The organism is Streptococcus sp. CCH5-D3 (genome assembly GCF_001556435.1).
Classification (GTDB): Bacteria; Bacillota; Bacilli; order Lactobacillales; family Streptococcaceae; genus Streptococcus.
Genome location: NZ_LSIW01000097.1, coordinates 93142 through 114694, shown reverse-complemented (window position 1 = coordinate 114694; position 21553 = coordinate 93142). Strand labels below are relative to the sequence as shown.

Sequence of the window (21553 nt, the reverse complement as noted above, 5' to 3'; positions counted from 1 at the left end):
TTAGATAGGACTGAGCCCTTTTTACTATTAAAAAACCAATATTTCCAAAGTCCCTCAAAGCGGTTTAAGAACTTTTGAAAACATAAAACATTTTCAAGAAATCTTGATTTAACAGTCATTTCCTTGTGTAAGTGTTTCAAAAGGTGTATACTATAAATGAAAAGATAGGAAAAGGAGATGACTAGTGGCTAGTATTACAATCGAAGCGAGCAAGGTAGCTAGAAAGAGTCCTATTCGCGTAGACAGTAGTCTTGTGGGGACAGTTTCTGGAGTGGAAGACGTGAGCGTTTCCCTACCATCGTCAAAAGCTCGTTTGAGTGTCGGAAAATTGGGTTACAAGTCTAACACTATTACGGTGGAGGATGGGCAAATTGTCCGTGTTACTAGCAATTTTCTAAATCGCTTTATAGCGATAGCGCCATTGTTACTTTATCTTGTTGGAGGTCGTTACCTCCCACTTGTTGCTGTCCTATCTACTATAATTTTGCTTTTTAGCTTACCTTTTCTCAAGTTAGAAATCGTAGGCTGATTAGAATCGGGAGTGGCTTAGCCCTCTGTTTGATACCTTTAACTCACTTTTTCATAATAATGCTAGGCCACTCCCTTTTCATTGGGAACGGGTCGAGAAGAGAAAGTGGGTTATCAAAAAGGGAACTCGATAGAGTTTCCCTTTTTTTCTTTCTCCAGCTAAAGTGATTTCGAAAAGACCCCAGTTGGTAAAACTGAGGTCTTTCTTGTTTTAAATCATGAATTACTTACGGTACAATTTGTCGTATTGATAGTAAGGATCGAAGGTCACATTGATACCGAGCTTACGAAGAACATTTTTGTCTTCATCGGTTAGAATGATGGTTGAGTGGGCTTCAGACCCCTTGAGGTTACCTAGTTCCTCCATGGCACGGGCCGCATCCGCATTGTTAGCAGCTGTGATGGCCAAGGCAATGAGGATTTCGTTTGAGTGGAGGCGAGGGTTACGGCTACCTAAATGGTCAATTTTCAGACCTTGGATAGGTTTAACCACCTCAGGCTCGATAAGTTTAGTATCCTTATCAATACCTGCAGAAGTCTTGATAGCGTTGATCAAAGCAGCCGCAGTTGGACCAAAGAGTTCTGAATTTTTACCAGTGACGATTTGACCATTTGGCAATTCAAGTGCAAGAGCAGAACCACCTGTTTCTTCAGCCTTAGCGCGTGCTGCAACGACCACTTGACGATCTTCAGGAGTGATGCCAAGATCATTCATGAGCAACTCAATCTTCTTGACAGCAGTTTCAGGAACACGTTCATTTTTGAAATCAAGTACAGTTTGATAGTAGCGACGGATGATTTCTTGTTTAGAAGCTTCTTTGGCAGCTTCGTCATCTGTAATAGCAAAACCAACCATGTTAACACCCATATCAGTAGGTGAAGCGTAAGGAGACTCACCAAGGATACGCTCAAGCATACGTTTGAGGACTGGGAAAATCTCGATGTCACGGTTGTAGTTTACTGTAGTCTTGCCATAAGTTTCCAAATGGAATGGGTCAATCATATTGACATCATCAAGGTCTGCAGTGGCAGCTTCATAGGCCAAGTTAACTGGGTGATGAAGCGGCAAATTCCAAACTGGGAAGGTTTCAAATTTAGCATAACCTGACTTGATACCATTGATTTGGTCGTGGTACATGTTAGACATACATGTCGCCAATTTACCAGAACCAGGACCAGGAGCAGTAACGACGATAAGGTTACGGCTAGTCTTGATATAATCGTTTTTCCCCATACCCTCAGGTGAAATGATATGGTTCATATCCGTTGGGTAGCCCTTGATAGGGTAGTGGATGTAAGACGTGATGCCATTTTTTTCCAATTGGTTACGGAAAGCATCGGCTGCAGGTTGACCAGAATACTGCGTAATAACAACAGAACCCACATAGATATTGAGCTCGTTGAACTTATCAATCAGACGAAGGACCTCTTGGTCGTAGGAAATGCCAAGGTCACCTCGAGCCTTAGAATGCTCGATATTGCTAGCATTGATGGCAATGACCACTTCGACCTGATCTTTGAGCTCTTGAAGGAGCTTGATTTTATTGTCAGGTTCATAACCAGGAAGGACGCGGGCAGCGTGGAAATCTTCCAACATCTTACCACCAAACTCCAAGTAGAGCTTGCCGTCAAACTGGTTAATGCGATCCAAAATATGGTCGCGTTGCAGATTCAAATACTGTTCAGAACTAAAAGCTTGTTTCTTCATAAATAAAAATACCTCTGAGAAAAATTATATCAAATGCCGAGGGTAAATGCTATTAGCGGGAGACGATTTATGGGAGAAAAAGAGGTGAAGTCAATCATGAAACGTATTTTTTTACGATAGTCCTTTAGAGTTATTATTTAATTGGAGTTCTCATCTCAACAGTTAGATTTTTAGATAACAATCACTTTAGAATATTGAATTTCATAAAGGTTTCACATTTGTCGTCTATAATTAGGATAAGAAAAATGAAGAGTCCTCATTTATCTTTGGTGTAGCTGAGGGCCAATGTCTTAAATGGAGGTGGAAGATGGTTCTCTTACAACAGGCAGTTGCTTATATTTTCCGCAAAAAAACACGGAATTTTATCCTTTTTCTTATTTTATTTTTGATATTATCTTGCTTGTATTTTTGTTTTTCTCTTATGCAAGTTGGTGGAGGAATGGAGGCACAAATCAGGAAGTCAAGTGGGGCAAGTTTTGATCTGGTAAGTAAAGAAAGAGGGAGTGCATTCTCCTGGAAAGAGGGGGAAAAGATTAGTCATCTATCTGATGTAATGACAACGATACCTGAATATATAAGTCCAGTACGACTAATCGATAAGAAGGTCGTTACAGGAAAACAAACGGTGGAACGTGATGACCTTGATAATGAGGCTAATCAAGCCTTGGGAGCCACTTTCACTAAGGGAACAAGACAAAGTGTTGATTTTAGGAGTGGTGCTTTTCAACTCCTTAAGGGAAAGCACTTATCTGCTAAAGGTCAAATTATGATTCATGAATCGCTTGCTAGAAAAAATAAGCTAAGCGTCGGAGACAAGCTGACCTTGTCCAATTTTCAGGTGACTGAAAATAGAGCTAAGAAAATGAGCTTTGATATCGTTGGTATTTTTTCTGGCAAGAAGGAGGAGACATTTACTGGAATGTCCTCAGATTTAAGTGAAAATCAAGTCTTCCTCCATTATGAGGACTCTAGCCAGCTGCTTAATTTGACTGATAAGTTAGTGACAAAATTATCCTTTGGTATTAAGAATCCAGATAGAATCGACCAAGTCATTAAACAAGTGGAACAATTAGATATCGATTGGTATCGTCTACGTTTGGACGAGGACCGAAAGTCTTTTGACTCCTTGAAGGAATCGTCTCAAGCGCTACAAGAAATAGTCAGAACGATGATGATTAGTTTAATTGTTACTGGAGCAGGTATCCTCTCGTTTTTAATGGCACTATGGACGCGTGAGAGAAATCATGAGATAGGTATTCTTTTAGCAATTGGGAAGAGCAAGGGACGCATTTTTGCTCAATTTCTTATGGAGATATTGTTGGTGTCCCTTATGTCTTTGCTACCAGCCCTTGCTATTGGACGACTACTAAGTCGACTGTTTTTGCAAGAATTTATAGGACAGCAAGGACAGCAGCAGGCTCTTCAGTTATTAGATCAAATTCCTCAGGGACTACCTTTAGGGCTATCTTATCTATGTCTTCTAGTCTTGGTAATATTATCACTCGGTGTGACAACAGGTCTCATTTGGCGCAAAACTCCAAAAGAAATCTTATCTAATATGAGTTAAGGAGAAAGGAACACTATGTTAGAACTCAAAGATGTTACGTATAGTTATCAAAATAAAAGTGAAGCTATCTTCTCGAAGGTGAATTATCGTTTCGAGAAAGGTAAATTTTATAGTATTATTGGGCAATCTGGAGCGGGAAAAACGACCTTACTTTCCCTTTTGGCAGGTCTTGATTATCCCAAGAAGGGGCAGGTCTTGTTTAACGGAGAAAATATCAAGAAAAAAAGCTCTAGTTATCATCGTAGACACCATGTTGCCCTTGTTTTTCAAAATTACAATCTCATTGATTATCTTACACCTTTAGAAAATGTACGACTTGTTAATAAAAATGCTGATAAGAAGATACTTTCTGAATTGGGATTAGATGAAAAACAAATTAATCGAAATGTCCTGCAACTATCAGGTGGGCAACAACAACGCGTAGCTATTGCACGGGCTTTGGTTTCAGAGGCTCCGATTATCTTAGCAGATGAACCGACAGGAAATCTAGACGACGAAACTGCCAAGGATATTATTGCTATCCTTAAAAGAATGGCCTTAGATCGCCAAAAATGTGTTATAGTTGTCACGCACAGTAAGGAAGTTGCTCAGGCATCTGATGTGGTTTTAGAGTTGAAGAAGAAACAACTCATAGAAAAGAAAAAATAAAGAAAGGACTCTTATGTTTCGAAACGCTTTTGCATATATTACACGAAAATGGTCAAAGTCACTATTACTGTTAACTATTATTCTTTTGATGAGTACTCTTAGTTTGTTAGGACTTGCTATGCGAAGTGCAACCCAAGAAGCTGCATCCAAGAGTCTAGGGGCAATTACCAATAGTTTTTCAATGCAGATTAATCGTAACACGAATCCTGGAACTCCTCGAGGGGCTGGAAATCTTAAGGGAGAAGATATTAAAAAGATTAGTGAGACTAAAGGAATTGTTTCGACTATTAAACGGATAAATGGTATTGGTGATTTACTAGATTATGAGATTATTGAAACAGAGCAAACGCTACAAAATCAATCGCCAGAACGTGCTAAAAATTTTAAGTCTACCTTGATGTTGACAGGAGTCAATGACTCATCAAAAGAAGATAAATTTGTTTCAGGTGCTTATAAACTAGTTGAAGGAGAACATCTAACCGATAAGGACCATAATCAAATCTTGATGCACGAAGATTTAGCTAAAAAGAATGGTCTTAATGTAGGAGATAAAGTAAAGCTTAAATCTAATCTCTATGACGCTGATAACGAAAAAAGGGCTGATGAAACAGTAGAAGTGACTATCAAAGGTTTATTTTCTGGTCAAAATAAAGCAGCCGTTACCTATGCTCAGGAGTTGTATGAAAACACCCTCATCACTGATCTAGATACAGTAGCAAAACTCTATGGTAATACTGTAGAAACTGCCACTTATGAGGATGCCACTTTCTTTGCTAAAGGCGATCAAAATCTTGATTCCTTGATAGCAAAGATTAAAAAGTTGAATATTAACTGGTCCCTCTACGATCTTGTTAAGAGCTCGTCAAATTACCCTGCTTTACAGAAATCTATTCTTGGGATGTATCGTGTGGCAAATCGTATGTTTATTGGAAGTCTCATTTTTACAAGTTTATTGCTAACCCTTCTGTTAATTTTATGGTTAAATGCTCGTCGTAGAGAAGTTGGTATCTTTTTGTCCTTGGGACTTAAAAAGACACAGGTTGCGGGTCAATTTTTAATAGAATTGCTGATGATTGCCTTACCAGCCTTTCTTTTGTCATATGGTTTAGCTAGTTTCTTTGCCGAAAAAGTTGGTAATACAGTCCTTTCCAATGTAACAGAAGGTATCAATAAGCAAATGACCAAAGAATCTCTAGCTGCAAATCTTGGTGGAGGGGCTGAGGCAGAAAGCTTCAGTAAGACTCTAACTCAGATTCACATGACAGTCCAACCTAAGCAACTTTTGGTAGTCATTCTAGTCGGTGGATTTATTTTAAGCTTGGTATCCTTGATTTCTTCTCGCTGGCTTCTTCACAAGAAACCCAAGGACCTCTTAGTTGATGTTGAATGATAAGTTTGCTGCACCTATAAAAAACGGTATAATGGAAGAAAGAGACCATATATAGATTAAAAGGATAATGTATGAAGATACTAATCGTAGAAGATGAAGTCCTGATTCGAGAAGGGATGAGCGACTATCTCATGGAATGTGGCTATGAGGTCTTTGAAGCAGGCGATGGGCAGGAGGCCCTGGACCTCTTTCACAGAGAGATACCAGATCTAGTCTTGCTGGACATCCAGCTCCCTATCCTCAATGGCTTGGAAGTCCTCAAGACCATCCGCAAGACTAGCTCAGTCCCTGTCCTCATGCTGACGGCCTTCCATGATGAGGACTATAAGTTGACGGCCTTTGGAGAGTTGGCAGATGGCTACCTGGAAAAACCCTTCTCCTTGTCCCTCTTGAAGGTCCGTATCGAAGCTATTTTTAAAAAGCTCCAGCCTTCCCGGGTCTTCACCTATGGAGAGGCACGGGTCGACTTTGAGAGCTACACAGCTAGCATAGCTGGGCAAGCTATTTCCATGAACGCCAAGGAGTTGGAAATCTTGGAATACCTGCTCCAGCATGAAGGCAAGGCCCGGACCCGATCTCAGATCCTTGATGCCGTCTGGAAGGAGACTGAGGAGATACCTTTTGACCGGGTGATCGATGTCTATATCAAGGAACTACGAAAAAAACTAGAGCTGGACTGTATCGTAACGGTACGCAATGTCGGTTACAAATTGGAGAGACCATGACCAAACGGAGTATCTTTGCAAAAATCTTTCTGATTACCTTTGCCCTTTTTAGTAGCTTAGTCATCCTTCTACATGCTTCGGTTTACTTTATTTTTCCATCGTCCTATATCGAGTCCCAGCGCCAGACGATTTTGAAGAAATCGCAAGCCCTGGCTAAGAGTTTCCAGGGGCAGGAAGAAGGGACCATTGAGTCGGTCATCGACCTTTATTCCAAGACCAATGATATCAAGGTCTCGATTAAGGGCAAGGAAAAACAAAATGCCCTAGAGGTCAAGGATGACCTGCTCGTGAACCCTGACAGCCAGAATAATTCCCTGGTGATTGAAGAGCGAAAGATTCAGACCAAGGAAGGGAAAGACTTAACCTTGCAATTCTTAGCGACCGTCGATTCGCAAAAGGAAGCGCGGGACATTAGTCTGGGCTTTCTTCCCTATAGTCTCCTTGCTTCCTTTGTTCTATCGCTGATTGCCTCCTATCTCTATGCCCGCATGATTTCTGCTCCGATCCTTGAGATCAAGCAGATGACCAAGCGGATGAAGCGGCTGGATCGGACAGCCAGTCTTCCTATTCACTCGCAGGATGAGATCGGTGTCCTTAAGCAACAGATCAACGACCTCTATCATCATCTCCTAGAGGTGATCGACAATCTAGAGCAGCAGAAACAGGAAAATCTGAAGTTGGAGCAGATGAAGGTGGAATTCCTACGGGGGGCCTCGCATGAGCTCAAGACGCCTCTGGCCAGCTTGAAGATTATCCTAGAAAATATGCGAGATAAAATTGGTCGCTACAAGGATCGGGACCGCTACCTATTAGTTTCTCTTGACATCGTCGATGAGATGAACCAGATTGTCCTAGAGATCCTGTCTTTATCTTCTGTTCAAGAATTAGGTGGTGATAAGGAGTGGATTCAGTTAGATGATGTGGTAAATCGCATACTCACTCAAAATCAAGTGTTGGTTGAGAATCGCTCCCTATCAATTGACAATTATCTTCCGGCAACTAGTATTTTCATGAATTTACCTATTTTGAAATTGGTTCTCTCAAATATCATCAGTAATGCAGTCAAGCATTCTGATAAGGGTGGAGTGATTCGAATAGGTTTAGAAAATGAAGGAACTGATTTTGTCATTGAAAATACGAGTGTATCTAAAGAAAATATTTCAACTAAAGCTCAGTCTAAGAAAGAAGGAGGATTAGGCCTTTTTGTGGTCAAATACCTTTTAGAGCATGAGGAACTTAGCTATAGATTTGAAGAAAGTTCTACGGGGAGGCGCTTTGTTATGGTCTTGCCCAAAAAGTAAAAAGCGATGGTTAAGCTATTAACCATCGTTTTTTTTGTATTGTTAAAATAAGCAAAGGCTAACCTTACATTTCAACTCTATTATTTTTCAATATTACCAAAAGTTTAAGGAGTCTGGAGTATAGGTCATTGAAATGTTTTAAACAGCAAAAGAAAACGCTTGCATAACTTCTAGAAAAACGTAAAATAGAACTATCAGACTCACGATAATAATAACTACGAGGAGTAGAATCATGCAAAAATACTGGTGGCACAAGGCTACGATTTATCAAATTTACCCCAAGTCATTCATGGATTCCAACGGTGATGGCATCGGTGACCTCAAGGGGATTACAAGTAAGTTAGACTATCTTCAAAAGCTAGGGATTACAGCCCTTTGGCTCTCGCCTGTTTATGATAGCCCGATGGACGACAATGGTTATGATATTGCTAACTATGAGGCTATTGCGGATATTTTTGGGGATATGAATGACATGGATGAACTTTTGGCGGAGGCCAAGAAGCGTGATATCCGAATTATCATGGATCTGGTGGTGAACCATACGTCTGATGAGCATGCTTGGTTTATTGAAGCGCGTGAAAATCCAGAAAGTCCTGAACGTGATTTCTACATCTGGCGTAATGAGCCAAATGAGTTAACCTCAATCTTCAGTGGGTCAGCTTGGGAATATGATGAACCTTCAGGCCAATACTACCTTCATATCTTTAGTAAGAGACAGCCAGATCTAAATTGGGAAAATCCACAGCTCCGTCAGAAAATTTATGACATGATGGACTTCTGGATTGACAAGGGAATTGGTGGTTTCCGTATGGATGCGATTGACATCATCGGTAAGATTCCAGATCAAGAGATTGTCAATAATGGTCCAAAGCTCCACAACTACCTCAAGGAAATGCATCAAGCAAGCCTGACTGATCCTAATTTCTTAACGGTTGGTGAGACTTGGGGAGCGACACCTGAGATTGCCAAACAATACTCGAATCCTGACAATAAAGAGCTTTCCATGGTCTTCCAGTTTGAACATATTAGCCTTCAACATAAACCTGACGCCTCGCAATGGGAGTACGCAGAGGAACTTGATGTGCCAGCTCTCAAAGCGATTTTCAACAAATGGCAGACTGAGTTGGAATTGGGACAGGGCTGGAACTCACTTTTCTGGAACAACCACGACTTACCTCGTGTTCTCTCAATGTGGGGAGATACTGGTGCCTATCGTGAGAAGTCAGCCAAGGCCTTGGCTATTCTCCTACATCTTATGCGTGGGACACCTTACATTTATCAGGGCGAAGAAATCGGCATGACCAATTATCCTTTTCAAACGCTTGATGAGGTTAATAACATTGAGTCGCTCAACAATGCCAAAGAAGCCCTTGAAAAGGGGACACCACTGGAAGTGATTATGGACCAGATTCGGCATGTAGGACGTGATAATGCCCGAACACCAATGCAGTGGGATGTAAGTAAGAATGCTGGCTTTAGCTCAGCAGAACAAACATGGCTAGCTGTTAATCCTAACTATAAAGATATCAATGTTGCCTCAGCCCTTGCTAATCCAGATTCGATTTTCTATACCTATCAGAAACTGGTTGAGCTTCGCAAAACACAGGATTGGTTGATTGATGCCGACTTTGAACTCTTGGAGACGGTAGATAAGGTCTTTGCTTATATCCGTAGGACCCAAGATAGCAGCTACCTAGTTGTGGTTAATCTATCAGACCAAGAACAAGACTTTGATTATGATTTTGACAAAGCAGAAGTCGTCATTGCAAATACCGAACTGAAACCAATCTTAGACCAAGGCAAACTACAAGCCTGGGATGCCCTTTGTGTGAAGGTGAAATAGAAAGAATAAAATCCAGTTATCACGAAGGAGTGGTAACTGGATTTGTTCTATCTTAAAGCTCTATTTGAATTTAATTTTATGTCAGACTATTCTTTTGGAGAAGAAGTTTTATTGCAATAATTTATGTTCATCATTACAGAATACTCATGTAGCCAAAGTGAGACAATTGTTATTGTTTCGAGGTGCGATATTGACTTGGCGAGCAATCATAATGCTGTCTGAAGGCTTTTGAAAAATGCAAAGGGTCCAGATATCCTACAGAATAAGCTATAATTTTGATGGGTTGATCGGTTGTTTCTAAAAGTTCCTTGGCGCGTTTCATACGTACTTCGAGTAGGTATTCTTTTGGGGAAATTTTATGAAAATCTTTGAAGATGGAAGATAAGTAGGAGCGGTGCACACCTAGTTTATCAGCTATATATTGGATACTAATGTCCTGTGAGTTATAACCAATATCGATTAGGTGTTTGGCTTCGCGATAGAGTTTTTGACTAGGCGAGATGGTTTCTTGGTAAAGGTTTGGTGAGAGTGCATTCAACTGATGCATGAGCTCAAAAAGTTGGCTAATAACGTGCAGTTGAGATGCCTTACTTTCATCTAGCCGTTCAGCATCTTTGACAATGGTCCCTATGAAGTTGCCTAGTGCTTCGGTATGAGGGGACGACCTAAGATAAGCCGTCTCATTGATTTGTGAGAGATTAAAGTACTCATGAGATTTTATGCCACTAATCCCTAGCCAATAGTAAGACCAAGGGGTTTGAGTATCTGCAAAATAATAAGTGACTTCACCTGGTATGAGAAGGAAGAAATCTCCCTTTTGAAGGGGGATTTTTTGCTCCTTATATTCAAGGTAGCCTTTACCTTCAGTGATATAGTGAAGCACGTAGTTTTCTCGAATGGCAGGACCAAAAAACTGGTCTGGTAAACAATCTTCATAGCCATAAAAATCAAGTCGTAGGTCTAAGGTTCCTGTTTCAAGTTCAGAAAAAATGAGCATATTTTATCCTCCTTACCTAACATTTTACCATATTATAGTGACAAAATTCCATTTTAGAAAACGCATACATTATTTATAATTAAACCTGTAAATAAGGAGAACACTATGAGCATTGTTGTTAACAAAAATTATTATTACATCACTAGCAAAGATTTGTCGCTCATTATTGAAGAACATGACGGGGATCTTTTGCTAAGACACTTAGGTCGAAAGGTAAATCGCTACCATGGCTCAAATGCTGTAAATGAAAGAGATCATGCTTTTTCAGGACAGCTCAATCCAGACGTCAGAACCTATAGTTATGATACACAACGTCAAGTGGTAGGCCTGCATGGTTTGGGGGATTTTCGTCAACCGTCTTTGAAAATCCAGCATGGTGTCTCAGATGTGACACGCTTTGAATTTTCAAAAGCAGAGGTGGTCAAAGGGATTTCACTAGAAGGCAAACTTCCATATCCACATTCTTTGGAAAATGCAGAAACACTTATTTTCACCTTAGTCGATAAAGTCGCTAACTTGGAATTGAAACTCTACTATACAGTAGTTGAAGATAACAACACAATTGTAACTTATAGCGAAGTCATCAATCGTTCTGAACAAGCCGTGGTAATCCACCGAGCACTCAGCGCTATGGCTGATGTACCTGCTCGTGACTATGATGTGGTCACTCTCCAAGGTGCTTACGCTCGTGAGAAAACGGTTCGTCGCCAAAGAGTTGAGCAAGGTATCTTTAAAGTCGCTTCTAACCGTGGTGCCTCAGGTCATGCTCAGACACCAGCTTTAATTCTTTGTGATCACGAAGCAAGCGAGGGGGCAGGCGAAGCCTTGGGCTTCCAACTCATGTATAGCGGTAATTTCCAAACATTTGTTCAAAAGAGTCAAATCAATGAGGTGCGTGTAGCTATCGGAATTGAGGATGAGAACTTTGCCTGGGAACTAGCTTCAAACGAAAGTTTTGAAACACCAGTTGCTCTCATTACTTACTCCCATCAAGGTTTGACTGGACTTAGCCAAGAAAGTCAAGCCTTTGTTACAGACTACATCATTCCTAAGCAGTTTGCCCATGAGGAACGTCCGATTCTCCTAAATAACTGGGAGGCCACCTACTTTGATTTTGAAAAAGAAAAACTTCTTGAGTTAGCAGAAGATGCTAAACAAGTAGGTGTTGAACTCTTTGTCTTGGATGATGGTTGGTTTGGAAATCGTTTCGACGACAACCGTGCTCTAGGAGATTGGTTTGTCAATGAAGAAAAACTTGGTGGACCGCTTCAAGACTTGATCGAAAAAGTTCATGCCAAGGGGCTTAAGTTTGGACTTTGGTTTGAGCCTGAAATGATTTCGGTGGATAGCGATCTTTATCGAAAACATCCAGACTGGGCCATCCAAGTGCCTAATTATGGTCATACCTACTCACGCAACCAACTTATGTTGAACTTGGCTAATCCAGATGTGGTGACTTACTTGAAAGATGTCTTGGATAAGATTCTTACAGATAATGCTATCGATTATGTTAAATGGGATTATAACCGTAACATGACTAACATCGGAAATGGTGCAAACTACCTTGAAAGTCAGATGCAGAGTCATCAATACATGTTGGGACTATATGACTTGGTGGAATTCCTTACAAGTAAGCATGAGAATATTCTCTTTGAATCTTGTTCTGGTGGAGGTGGTCGAAACGACCTCGGTATGATGCGTTATTTCCCACAAGTTTGGGCGAGTGATAATACGGATGCCATTGCACGATTACCGATTCAATATGGTTCAAGCTATCTTTATCCAACCATTTCTATGGGAGCTCATGTGTCAGCTGTCCCTAACCACCAAATGGGACGCATAACACCTCTGGAAACGCGTGGAGATGTAGCTATGATGGGTAATTTAGGCTACGAATTGGATTTGACGAGCTTGACTCAGGAAGAAAAAGATGTCATTGCTGCACAAATCGCTCATTATAAGGATATTCGTCCAGTGGTTCAATTTGGTCAGCAATACCGCCTCATAAATCCTGAAGCTGGAAGCAATGAAGCAGCTGTTCAATTTAACTATGAAAATAAGGTTCTAGCAACCTATATACGAGTTCTTTCAACAGTTGAGACGGTTGAAACGACACTCAAACTGAAAAATCTCGAACAAGATGCCAACTACATGTTACAAGGAACAGGTCAAGTTTATTCTGGCGCTGAACTGATGTATGCTGGAATCACAGTCGTTCTTCCACAGGGAGACTTCCTCAGTAAACAATTTTATTTTGTCAAAGAAGATTAATAAGGAGACTAAGCAATGAAGTGGTACAAAAAACTTGCTCTGGCTGGACTAGCAACATTAGCTGTTGTGGGGCTTGCAGCCTGTCAAAAGAAGGATCAGTCAGCTGATGGTAAAGTAACAATTGAGTATTTTAACCAAAAAACAGAAATGACTGATACTCTTCAAGAAATGGTAAAGGATTTTGAAAAAGAAAACCCAAATATCCATGTCAAATTAACTACAGTTCCATCAGCTGGTATCGTCTTGAAGACACGTATCCTGTCTGGGGATGTGCCTGATATCATCCACATTTACCCACAAAATATGGACTTTCAAGAATGGGCAAAAGCTGGTTATTTCCAAGATATGACTGGTAAGGATTATTTGAAAAGAATCAAAAATAATTATGCCGAAAAGTATGCCATAAATGGCAAAATTTACAATGTTCCATTGAATGCCAATGTTTCTGGTATCTACTATAACAAGACTAAATTCAAGGAACTTGGCCTTGAAGAACCAAAAACTTTTGAAGAATTCCAAGAGATTACCAAGAAAATTAAGGATAGTGGTACATCACCATTTGCAGTTGCAGGAACAGAAGGTTGGACACTTAACGGATACCACCAATTGTCATTCATTACAACAACTGGTAGTGGAGATAAAGCAAACGATTATCTCCGTTTCTCAAAACCAAATGCTATCAAGGCAACTGACCCAACTCTAAAAGAGGATGCTAAGAAAATGGATCTTCTAGCTGAAAATGCACAAAATGGTTGGCGTGGTGCTTCCTATAATGATGCAGTTGTCGCCTTTGCCAACGGTAAAGCCTTGATGATGCCTCAAGGATCATGGGCTTTAGCGGCAGTTAAACAACAAGATCCAAAGTTTGAAATTGGTATGTTCGCCTTTCCTGGAGATAAGGCAGGACATGAGGCTACAGTGGGAGCAGGGGACTTAGCCCTCTCAGTATCAGCTAAAACAAAACATCCTAAGGAAACTGAGAAGTTTATTGAATATATGACCTCAGCTAAGGCAATGCAAAAGTATTATGATGTTGATGGTTCTCCAGTTGCCGTAGAAGGGGTGAAACAGGATCCAAAATCACCACTTGCTAATATTTCTCAACTTGCCTTCACAGATAAACACTACGTTTGGTTGGGACAACACTGGAACTCTGAAGAAGATTTCTTTAACTTGAGTGCAAGTTACTTGATGGATCAAAATATCGATAACATGGCTAATAACCTCAATGCCTTCTTCAACCCTATGAAGGCCGATCTTGACTAGGAGGAGTAATAACAAAATGCGAAAATTTTTGAATAAATATTGGGGATGGACCTTCCTCATCGTACCAATCATCTTACAAGCTGTCTTCTTTTACTTCCCTATGGTACAAGGAGCCTTCTATAGTCTCACTAACTGGACTGGTTTGACCTACAACTATAAGTTTGTCGGTCTCAATAACTACAAACTTCTCATGATCGATGGAAAATTCTTCCAAGCAATCATCTTTACCATCATCTTAACCTTGGCTTTGATTATTGGTGAAATCTTCATCGGTATGGTTGTGGCGCGTGCGCTTAATTCGAAAATTAAGGGACAAACCTTCTTCCGTGCTTGGTTCTTCTTTCCAGCAGTACTTTCTGGTTTGACTGTTTCCTTGATTTTCAAACAATTCTTTAACTATGGTCTTCCAACAATCGGTAAGGTTTTGGGTATCGGTTTCTTGCAAGACAGCTTACTCGGAACTAGCTTTGGAGCTGTCATTGCAACAATCTTTGTTCTCCTTTGGCAAGGGGTCGCAATGCCTATCATTTTATTCCTTGCAGGTCTTCAAAGTATTCCAGATGATATTCTTGAAGCTGCAGCTATTGACGGGGCTACTGCTAAACAAACCTTCTGGAAGATTGAGTTGCCATACTTGCTTCCAACAGTTTCAATGGTTTTCATCCTAGCACTTAAATCAGGGTTGACAGCTTTTGACCAAATCTTTGCACTTACAGGTGGTGGACCAAATAACGCCACAACCTCTCTAGGTCTCTTAGTTTATAACTATGCTTTCAAGAGCAACCAATACGGTTATGCTAATGCGATTGCCATTATCCTCTTCTTGATTATCGGTGTCGTATCAGTCCTACAAATCAAACTATCTAAGAAATTTGAAATTTAATGGAGGAGTATCACAAATGAAAAAAGAAGAAAAAGTAACGAATTTTTGGAAATACGCCCTCCTCGTTGTCGGTGGTATCCTCATTCTCGTACCACTCTTGGTAACAGTCTTTAGTTCCTTTAAGACTACTAAGGACATCATGAATCATTTCTTTAGCCTGCCTAATCCATTTACGCTAAGCAACTACCAGCGTTTGATTGCGGATGGTATTGGTGGTTACTTCTGGAACTCAGCAGTTATTACAATCCTCTCACTTATTGCGGTAGCAATATTCATCCCAGCAGCAGCCTACTCAATTGCTCGTAACATGTCAAAACGTAAAGCTTTCAACATCATGTATTCACTGTTGATTTTGGGAATCTTTGTACCTTTCCAAGTTATCATGATCCCAATCACTGTCATGATGAGTAAACTTGGTCTTGCTAATATGTACGGCTTGGTAATCCTTTATCTAACATATGCCATTCCACAAACCCTCTTCCTTTATGTAGGTTACATCAAAATTAGTGTGCCAGATAGTTTAGATGAAGCGGCAGAAATTGATGGTGCGGATAAGTTCACAACCTACCGTCAAATCATCTTCCCAATGCTTAAACCAATGCATGCGACAACCCTAATCATCAATGCCCTTTGGTTCTGGAATGACTTCATGCTTCCATTGTTGGTATTGAACAAAGATTCAAAAATGTGGACGCTTCCACTCTTCCAATACAACTATCAAGGGCAATACTTCAACGATTATGGACCAAGTTTCGCATCATACATCGTAGGTATCATTACCATCACAATCGTTTACCTTATTTTCCAAAAGAATATCATTTCAGGAATGAGCAACGGTGCAGTAAAATAAGCTATTTAGACACTAGCCCAACTCAATAAAATATAACAGTAACAATCAAAGAAAGAATCACTCAGATAAAGGGAGAAAACAATGGTCGAATTAAACCTTAACCACATCCACAAAAAATACCCAAATGCTACACATTATGCAGTAGAAGATTTTAACCTCAATATCAAAGATAAAGAGTTCATCGTCTTTGTCGGACCATCAGGGTGTGGTAAATCAACAACACTTCGCATGGTCGCAGGACTTGAAGACATCACTGAGGGGCAATTGAAAATCGATGGTGAAGTCGTTAACGACAAATCACCTAAAGATCGTGACATCGCTATGGTCTTCCAAAACTACGCTTTGTACCCACATATGACAGTTTACGATAACATGGCATTTGGTCTTAAATTACGTAAATATAGCAAGGAAGAAATTGATAAACGTGTTCGTGAAGCAGCAGATATTCTTGGACTTAAAGAATTTTTGGAACGTAAACCAGCTGACCTTTCAGGTGGACAACGCCAACGTGTAGCCATGGGACGTGCCATCGTTCGTGACGCCAAAGTCTTCCTCATGGACGAACCTCTCTCAAACTTGGATGCTAAACTTCGTGTGTCAATGCGTGCTGAAATCGCTAAAATTCACCAACGTATCGGTTCAACAACAATCTATGTTACACACGACCAAACTGAAGCTATGACCTTGGCTGACCGTATCGTCATCATGAGTTCAACAAAAAATCCTGATGGTTCAGGAACAATCGGACGTGTGGAACAAATCGGTACACCTCAAGAACTTTATAACACTCCAGCTAATAAATTTGTAGCCGGCTTCATCGGTAGCCCTGCTATGAACTTCTTCGAAGTCACTGTTCACGACGATAAGATTGTGAGTGATAGTGGGTTTGAGCTTGAAGTACCACTTGGTCAACTTAAAATTTTGAAAGACAAAGGTTACCTTGGTAAGAAAGTCATCTTTGGTATCCGTCCAGAGGATGTTACCAGTGAACTTGTTGCTCGTGAAGCCTATCCAAATGCTACAGTAGAAGCAGAAGTGAATGTCGCTGAACTCCTCGGAGCTGAAACGATGCTCTACGTCAAAATCGGTCATGATGAGTTCGCAGCCCGTGTTGATGCTCGTGACTTCCACAATCCAGGCGAAAAAGTTACCTTGACATTCAATGTTGCTAAAGGACACTTCTTCGATGTAACTACTGAAAAAGCTATTCGATAAAACTGTTTGAAAATTGTCCTCTGATAGAGTAAAAATGTCCTGACGATTGTCCAAGGCAAACTATCAGGTGGCAATTTTCTTTGAAAACTGATATAAGGAGACAAGTATGTATGATTTAGAAAAGCCTTTACCTTTGGAAGAAAAAGCAATTGATGTGCTTACAGTGGGAGAGGTTTTAGTAGACATGATTGATCTTGAAGGGAGTTATCATCCTTTCTTTGGAGGCTCCCCTGCTAATATCGCCATGAACGTCAAAGCCTTAGGGGGACGCTCAGCTTTGGTAGCTGCTGTGGGTAAAGACCGTATGGGCGAGTTTTTGAAAGAGACTATCAACCAGCGTGGCCTAACCGATGGCATTATTCAGGAAAACAAGGCATCTACCAGTATGGTTTTGGTCAATAAAACGACTGGCACACCGATTCCTATCTTTTATCGTGGTGCTGATTACCAGCTGGATTACACTAACGAATTGAAAGAACTGGCTTCTGAAAGCAAGATTCTTCATTTCTCATCATGGCCAATTTCTCAAGAGCACTCTCGTCAAACCATTGAAAGTTTGATTGAACAAGCCAAAGCAGAAGGAACCTTGATTTCCTTTGACCCTAACTATCATCCTGCCCTCTGGCAAGAAGGACATGACGGTATTGACTACATAAAAGAGTTGATTAAACATGTAGATATTATCAAACCTTCTGAAGATGATGCCGAACGCATTTTTGGACCTGACACTGTTGACAATCAAATCAAGAAATTCCTGGATTTGGGTGCTAAACTGGTCGTCATGACACTTGGCAAAGATGGTCTAGTTGTTGCTAATAAAGAGCAAATGGTTCGTAGAAAAACCAAAGCCACAAAAGTTGTCGATGCGACAGGTGCAGGCGATGCTTTCTGGTCAGGCTTCTACACAGGGCTTTGTAAAGGAAAAACAATTCTAGAAGCTGTAGACGATGGCAGTCGTACCTCAGCCTATAAATTACAGTATGTTGGAGCAGTCGTTGAATTGCCAACATTGGAAAAATTGGAGGATGTATTCAATGGTTAAAAATAAGGTACAACTCATTACCTATCCAGATTCACTTGGTGGAAATTTAAAAGCACTTAAATCAAATCTAGATACTTACTTTCCAAACCTTTTTGAAGGTGGAATCCACATTCTGCCACCCTACCCTTCTTCAGGGGACCGTGGTTTTGCACCATTAACCTATTTTGAAATCGATCCTCAGTTTGGTGACTGGGAGGATATGAGAAATCTTGCAGAGGATTACGATATTCTTCTTGATATCATGGTTAACCACATTTCTCAAAAATCTCCATATTTCCAAGATTTCTTGAAAAATGGCCGTGATTCTCAATATGCTGATTATTTCTTGACGCTTGAAAAAATTTGGGAAGATGGTGTCCCAGTTCAATCTGATATTGATCAAATGTTCTTGCGTCGCAAAGTACCGTATTCAGAGTTCATTATTGAAAAGACTGGTGAAGTAGAAAAAGTTTGGACAACTTTTGGTAAAACAATCCCATCTGAACAAATTGACTTGGATGTACACTCAGAGCAAGTAAAACAACTGTTTGTCGATATTTTTAAACATTTCCATGACAATGGGGTTAAGATTATTCGACTAGATGCTGTCGGCTATGTTTTGAAAAAACTTGGAACATCATGTTTCTTTGTAGAGCCTGATATCTATGATTTCCTTGACTGGATTCTTGATGTGGCGAAATCTTACGATATTGCCCTCTTACCAGAGGTGCACGCCCATTATTCTATTCAATACAAATTGGCAGAGCATGGTTGCTGGATTTATGACTTTATCTTGCCGTACCGTATTTTTGAGGCTCTTAGTAATGAAGAATCTAAGTTTCTTGTTGATTATCTTCAAACACGTCCACATGGTCAATTTACGATGCTTGATTGCCATGATGGCCTTCCGGTCAAACCAGACTTAGATGGACTTATAGATAGTAAAGATGCTCGTAAGTTGGTTGACTTGGCTTTAGATCGAGGTGCTAACCTCAGTCTTATCGTATCGGATGAGCATAAGGATGAGGATGGTTTTGATGTCCATCAAATTCGCTCAACGATTTATTCTCTCTTTGGTGAAGATGATGATACTTACCTCGCTGCACGAGCTCTACAAGTCTTCGCACCAGGTATTCCACAAATCTACTATGTTGGTTTACTCGCAGGTAAGAACGATGTTGAAGCAGTCGAAGCACGAGGCGATGGTCGTGAAATCAACCGCCATAATTTTGATGAAAAAGAAATCGCAGCAGCGGCAGAAACTGAAGTGGTTAAACGTTTAGTTAACCTTATCCGCTTCCGAAATCAACACCCAGCCTTCGAAGGTGATTTTACTGCACAAGCTCCAAGTCCGACCGAATTGCTACTCTCTTGGGAAAATGGTGCTGAACGTGCAAGTTTAACTATTGACTTGAAAGCTAAAACTGGACGTGTGGCTTACACGGAAAATGGTCAGGAAAAAGTCTTCACAATTTAATTATGTTATCCTTGTTATCGATAATCGATAACAGATATATATGAAAGTTCTCCCCTATCTCCAGGAGAACTTTTTCAAAATAAAAAACGAAAACGCTTGCACAAATAGATAAGAAGCGTAAAATAAAACTAGAAATGAAAAATGCTTACCTTAACTCAAGAAAGTTAATCTGGATAGTAAGCAGTCAAAATAACTAAAGAATGATTTTCGAAAGGAAGACAAGTATGCAAAAACACTGGTGGCATAAAGCTACGATTTATCAAATTTACCCTAAATCATTCATGGATTCCAATGGTGATGGTATCGGTGATCTCAAGGGGATTACAAGTAAACTAGATTATCTTCAAAAACTCGGAATTACAGCCCTATGGCTTTCGCCTGTCTATGACAGTCCAATGGATGACAATGGCTATGATATTGCTAACTATGAGGCTATTGCAGATATTTTTGGAGACATGAGTGACATGGATGAGCTTTTGGCGGAAGCCAAGAAGCGTGATATTCAAATTGTTATGGACTTGGTGGTTAACCATACGTCTGATGAGCATGCATGGTTCATCGAAGCGCGTGATAATCCAGAAAGTCTTGAACGAGATTTCTACATCTGGCGAGACAAACCTAATGAGTTAGTGTCTATCTTTAGTGGCTCCGCTTGGGAATATGATGAGACCTCAGGCCAATATTATCTGCATTTCTTTAGTAAGAAACAGCCAGACCTCAACTGGGAAAATCCACGGTTGCGCCAGAAAGTTTATGACATGATGAATTTCTGGATTGATAAGGGAATCGGTGGTTTCCGCATGGATGTGATTGATATGATTGGTAAGATCCCAGATCAACTGATTGATACAAACGGTCCAAAACTTCACGATTATATCAAGGAGATGAACCAGGCAAGCTTTGGAAAGCACGACCTTCTAACCGTTGGTGAAACCTGGGGAGCAACACCGGAAATTGCTAAACAGTATTCAAATCCAGATAATCAAGAACTTTCCATGGTTTTCCAGTTTGAACATATTGGACTTCAGCATAAGCCAGATAGCCCTAAATGGGAGTATGAGAAGGAGTTGGATGTTTCAGCACTTAAGGCTATTTTTAATAAATGGCAAACCGAGTTAGAGTTGGGACAAGGTTGGAACTCACTTTTTTGGAATAACCATGATCTGCCTCGTATTCTCTCAATGTGGGGAGATACTGGTGTCTATCGTGAGAAGTCAGCCAAGGCCTTGGCTATCCTCCTTCATCTGATGAGAGGAACACCTTACATTTATCAAGGTGAAGAAATCGGCATGACCAATTATCCTTTTAGAACTTTGGAAGAATTGAATGACATTGAATCTCTCAACTATGCCAAAGAAGCTCTCGAAAAAGGGGCAGCGATAGAAGTTATCATGGACCAAATCCGTCAAGTGGGTCGTGACAATGCTCGAACACCAATGCAATGGGATACGTCTAAAAATGCTGGATTTAGCATATCGGATAAGACTTGGTTACCTGTTAATCCAAACTATAAGGACATAAATGTTGAATCAGCCCTTGCCAATCCAGAATCAATTTTCTATACATATCAGAAGCTCGTAGAGCTTCGTAAGACTCAAGATTGGTTGGTAGATGCTGACTTTGAACTCTTGGAGACAACTGACAAAGTCTTTGCTTACATTCGGAAAACTAAAGATAGCAGTTATCTGGTTGTAGTCAACCTATCGGACCAAGAACAAGACTTCTGTTATGATTTCGAAAGAGCAGAAGTTGTCATTGCAAATACCGAATTAGAGCCAATTACAGACCAAGGCAAACTCCAAGCCTGGGATGCTATTTGTGTGAAGATGAAATAAAAAGAAAAGTGGTTGCCAACTAACTGTT

General features: G+C 40.4%; 17 protein-coding genes. 15 read left to right on the top strand and 2 right to left on the bottom strand.

Features of this window, described 5'->3' with window-relative positions; all coding sequences use genetic code 11:
• Positions 1–184: 184 nt before the first annotated feature.
• The gene (locus tag AX662_RS06830; RefSeq protein ID WP_002891292.1) at positions 185–529 is read left to right on the top strand and encodes a hypothetical protein; all 345 of its coding nucleotides are present in this window, start codon (positions 185–187) and stop codon (positions 527–529) included.
• Between the two features lie 222 nt (positions 530–751).
• On the opposite strand, the gene AX662_RS06825 is transcribed toward AX662_RS06830, so the two are convergent.
• Positions 752–2236 (bottom strand): DUF1846 domain-containing protein, encoded by a 1485-nt coding sequence (locus AX662_RS06825; protein WP_060971999.1) that lies wholly within the window; start codon positions 2234–2236, stop codon positions 752–754.
• Between the two features lie 307 nt (positions 2237–2543).
• Here AX662_RS06825 and AX662_RS06820 point away from each other — a divergent pair, with 307 nt between their 5' ends.
• The 6 genes from AX662_RS06820 to dexB (AX662_RS06795) all read left to right on the top strand — a co-directional run bounded on the left by AX662_RS06820 (position 2544) and on the right by dexB (AX662_RS06795) (position 9710).
• Positions 2544–3803, top strand: coding sequence for an ABC transporter permease (locus AX662_RS06820; protein WP_060971998.1), 1260 nt, complete (start codon positions 2544–2546; stop codon positions 3801–3803).
• Between the two features lie 15 nt (positions 3804–3818).
• Positions 3819–4451 (top strand): ABC transporter ATP-binding protein, encoded by a 633-nt coding sequence (locus tag AX662_RS06815; protein ID WP_014632914.1) that lies wholly within the window; start codon positions 3819–3821, stop codon positions 4449–4451.
• A gap of 13 nt (positions 4452–4464) precedes the next feature.
• Positions 4465–5841, top strand: coding sequence for an ABC transporter permease (locus AX662_RS06810; RefSeq protein WP_060971997.1), 1377 nt, complete (start codon positions 4465–4467; stop codon positions 5839–5841).
• Positions 5842–5912: 71 nt separating this feature from the next.
• The gene (locus tag AX662_RS06805; RefSeq protein WP_060971996.1) at positions 5913–6566 is read left to right on the top strand and encodes a response regulator transcription factor; all 654 of its coding nucleotides are present in this window, start codon (positions 5913–5915) and stop codon (positions 6564–6566) included.
• The gene (locus AX662_RS06800; protein ID WP_060971995.1) at positions 6563–7867 is read left to right on the top strand and encodes a sensor histidine kinase; all 1305 of its coding nucleotides are present in this window, start codon (positions 6563–6565) and stop codon (positions 7865–7867) included. Before AX662_RS06805 ends, AX662_RS06800 begins: the two co-directional genes overlap by 4 nt.
• A 232-nt stretch (positions 7868–8099) precedes the next feature.
• Complete coding sequence (gene dexB, locus AX662_RS06795) at positions 8100–9710, top strand: glucan 1,6-alpha-glucosidase DexB (protein WP_060971994.1); 1611 nt, start codon at positions 8100–8102, stop codon at positions 9708–9710.
• 169 nt (positions 9711–9879) lie between these two features.
• Here the strand turns inward: dexB (AX662_RS06795) and AX662_RS06790 are convergent, their stop codons facing one another.
• On the bottom strand, positions 9880–10707 hold the full coding sequence (locus AX662_RS06790; protein ID WP_060971993.1) for an AraC family transcriptional regulator: 828 nt from the start codon (positions 10705–10707) through the stop codon (positions 9880–9882).
• A gap of 105 nt (positions 10708–10812) precedes the next feature.
• On the opposite strand from AX662_RS06790, the gene AX662_RS06785 reads away from it, so the two are divergent.
• From AX662_RS06785 to dexB (AX662_RS06750), 8 genes are all read left to right on the top strand, one after another.
• The gene (locus AX662_RS06785; RefSeq protein ID WP_060971992.1) at positions 10813–12978 is read left to right on the top strand and encodes an alpha-galactosidase; all 2166 of its coding nucleotides are present in this window, start codon (positions 10813–10815) and stop codon (positions 12976–12978) included.
• 15 nt (positions 12979–12993) lie between these two features.
• Complete coding sequence (locus AX662_RS06780) at positions 12994–14244, top strand: extracellular solute-binding protein (protein ID WP_060971991.1); 1251 nt, start codon at positions 12994–12996, stop codon at positions 14242–14244.
• A gap of 16 nt (positions 14245–14260) precedes the next feature.
• A complete protein-coding gene (locus AX662_RS06775) occupies positions 14261–15127 on the top strand; it encodes a carbohydrate ABC transporter permease (RefSeq protein WP_060971990.1) in 867 nt (288 codons plus the stop codon).
• A 16-nt stretch (positions 15128–15143) separates the two neighbouring features.
• Positions 15144–15977, top strand: a complete 834-nt coding sequence (locus AX662_RS06770; protein ID WP_060971989.1) for a carbohydrate ABC transporter permease — start codon at positions 15144–15146, stop codon at positions 15975–15977.
• An 81-nt stretch (positions 15978–16058) separates the two neighbouring features.
• Positions 16059–17192 carry an ABC transporter ATP-binding protein gene (locus AX662_RS06765; protein ID WP_060971988.1) on the top strand — a complete coding sequence of 378 codons (1134 nt, stop codon included), beginning with the start codon at positions 16059–16061 and terminating at the stop codon, positions 17190–17192.
• 106 nt (positions 17193–17298) lie between these two features.
• On the top strand, positions 17299–18234 hold the full coding sequence (locus AX662_RS06760) for a carbohydrate kinase family protein (RefSeq protein WP_060971987.1): 936 nt from the start codon (positions 17299–17301) through the stop codon (positions 18232–18234).
• Positions 18227–19690, top strand: coding sequence for a sucrose phosphorylase (gtfA, locus tag AX662_RS06755; protein ID WP_060971986.1), 1464 nt, complete (start codon positions 18227–18229; stop codon positions 19688–19690). The genes AX662_RS06760 and gtfA overlap by 8 nt, the downstream gene beginning before the upstream one ends.
• 224 nt (positions 19691–19914) lie before the next feature.
• On the top strand, positions 19915–21525 hold the full coding sequence (gene dexB / locus AX662_RS06750; RefSeq protein ID WP_060971985.1) for a glucan 1,6-alpha-glucosidase DexB: 1611 nt from the start codon (positions 19915–19917) through the stop codon (positions 21523–21525).
• The last annotated feature ends 28 nt before the right edge of the window (positions 21526–21553 follow it).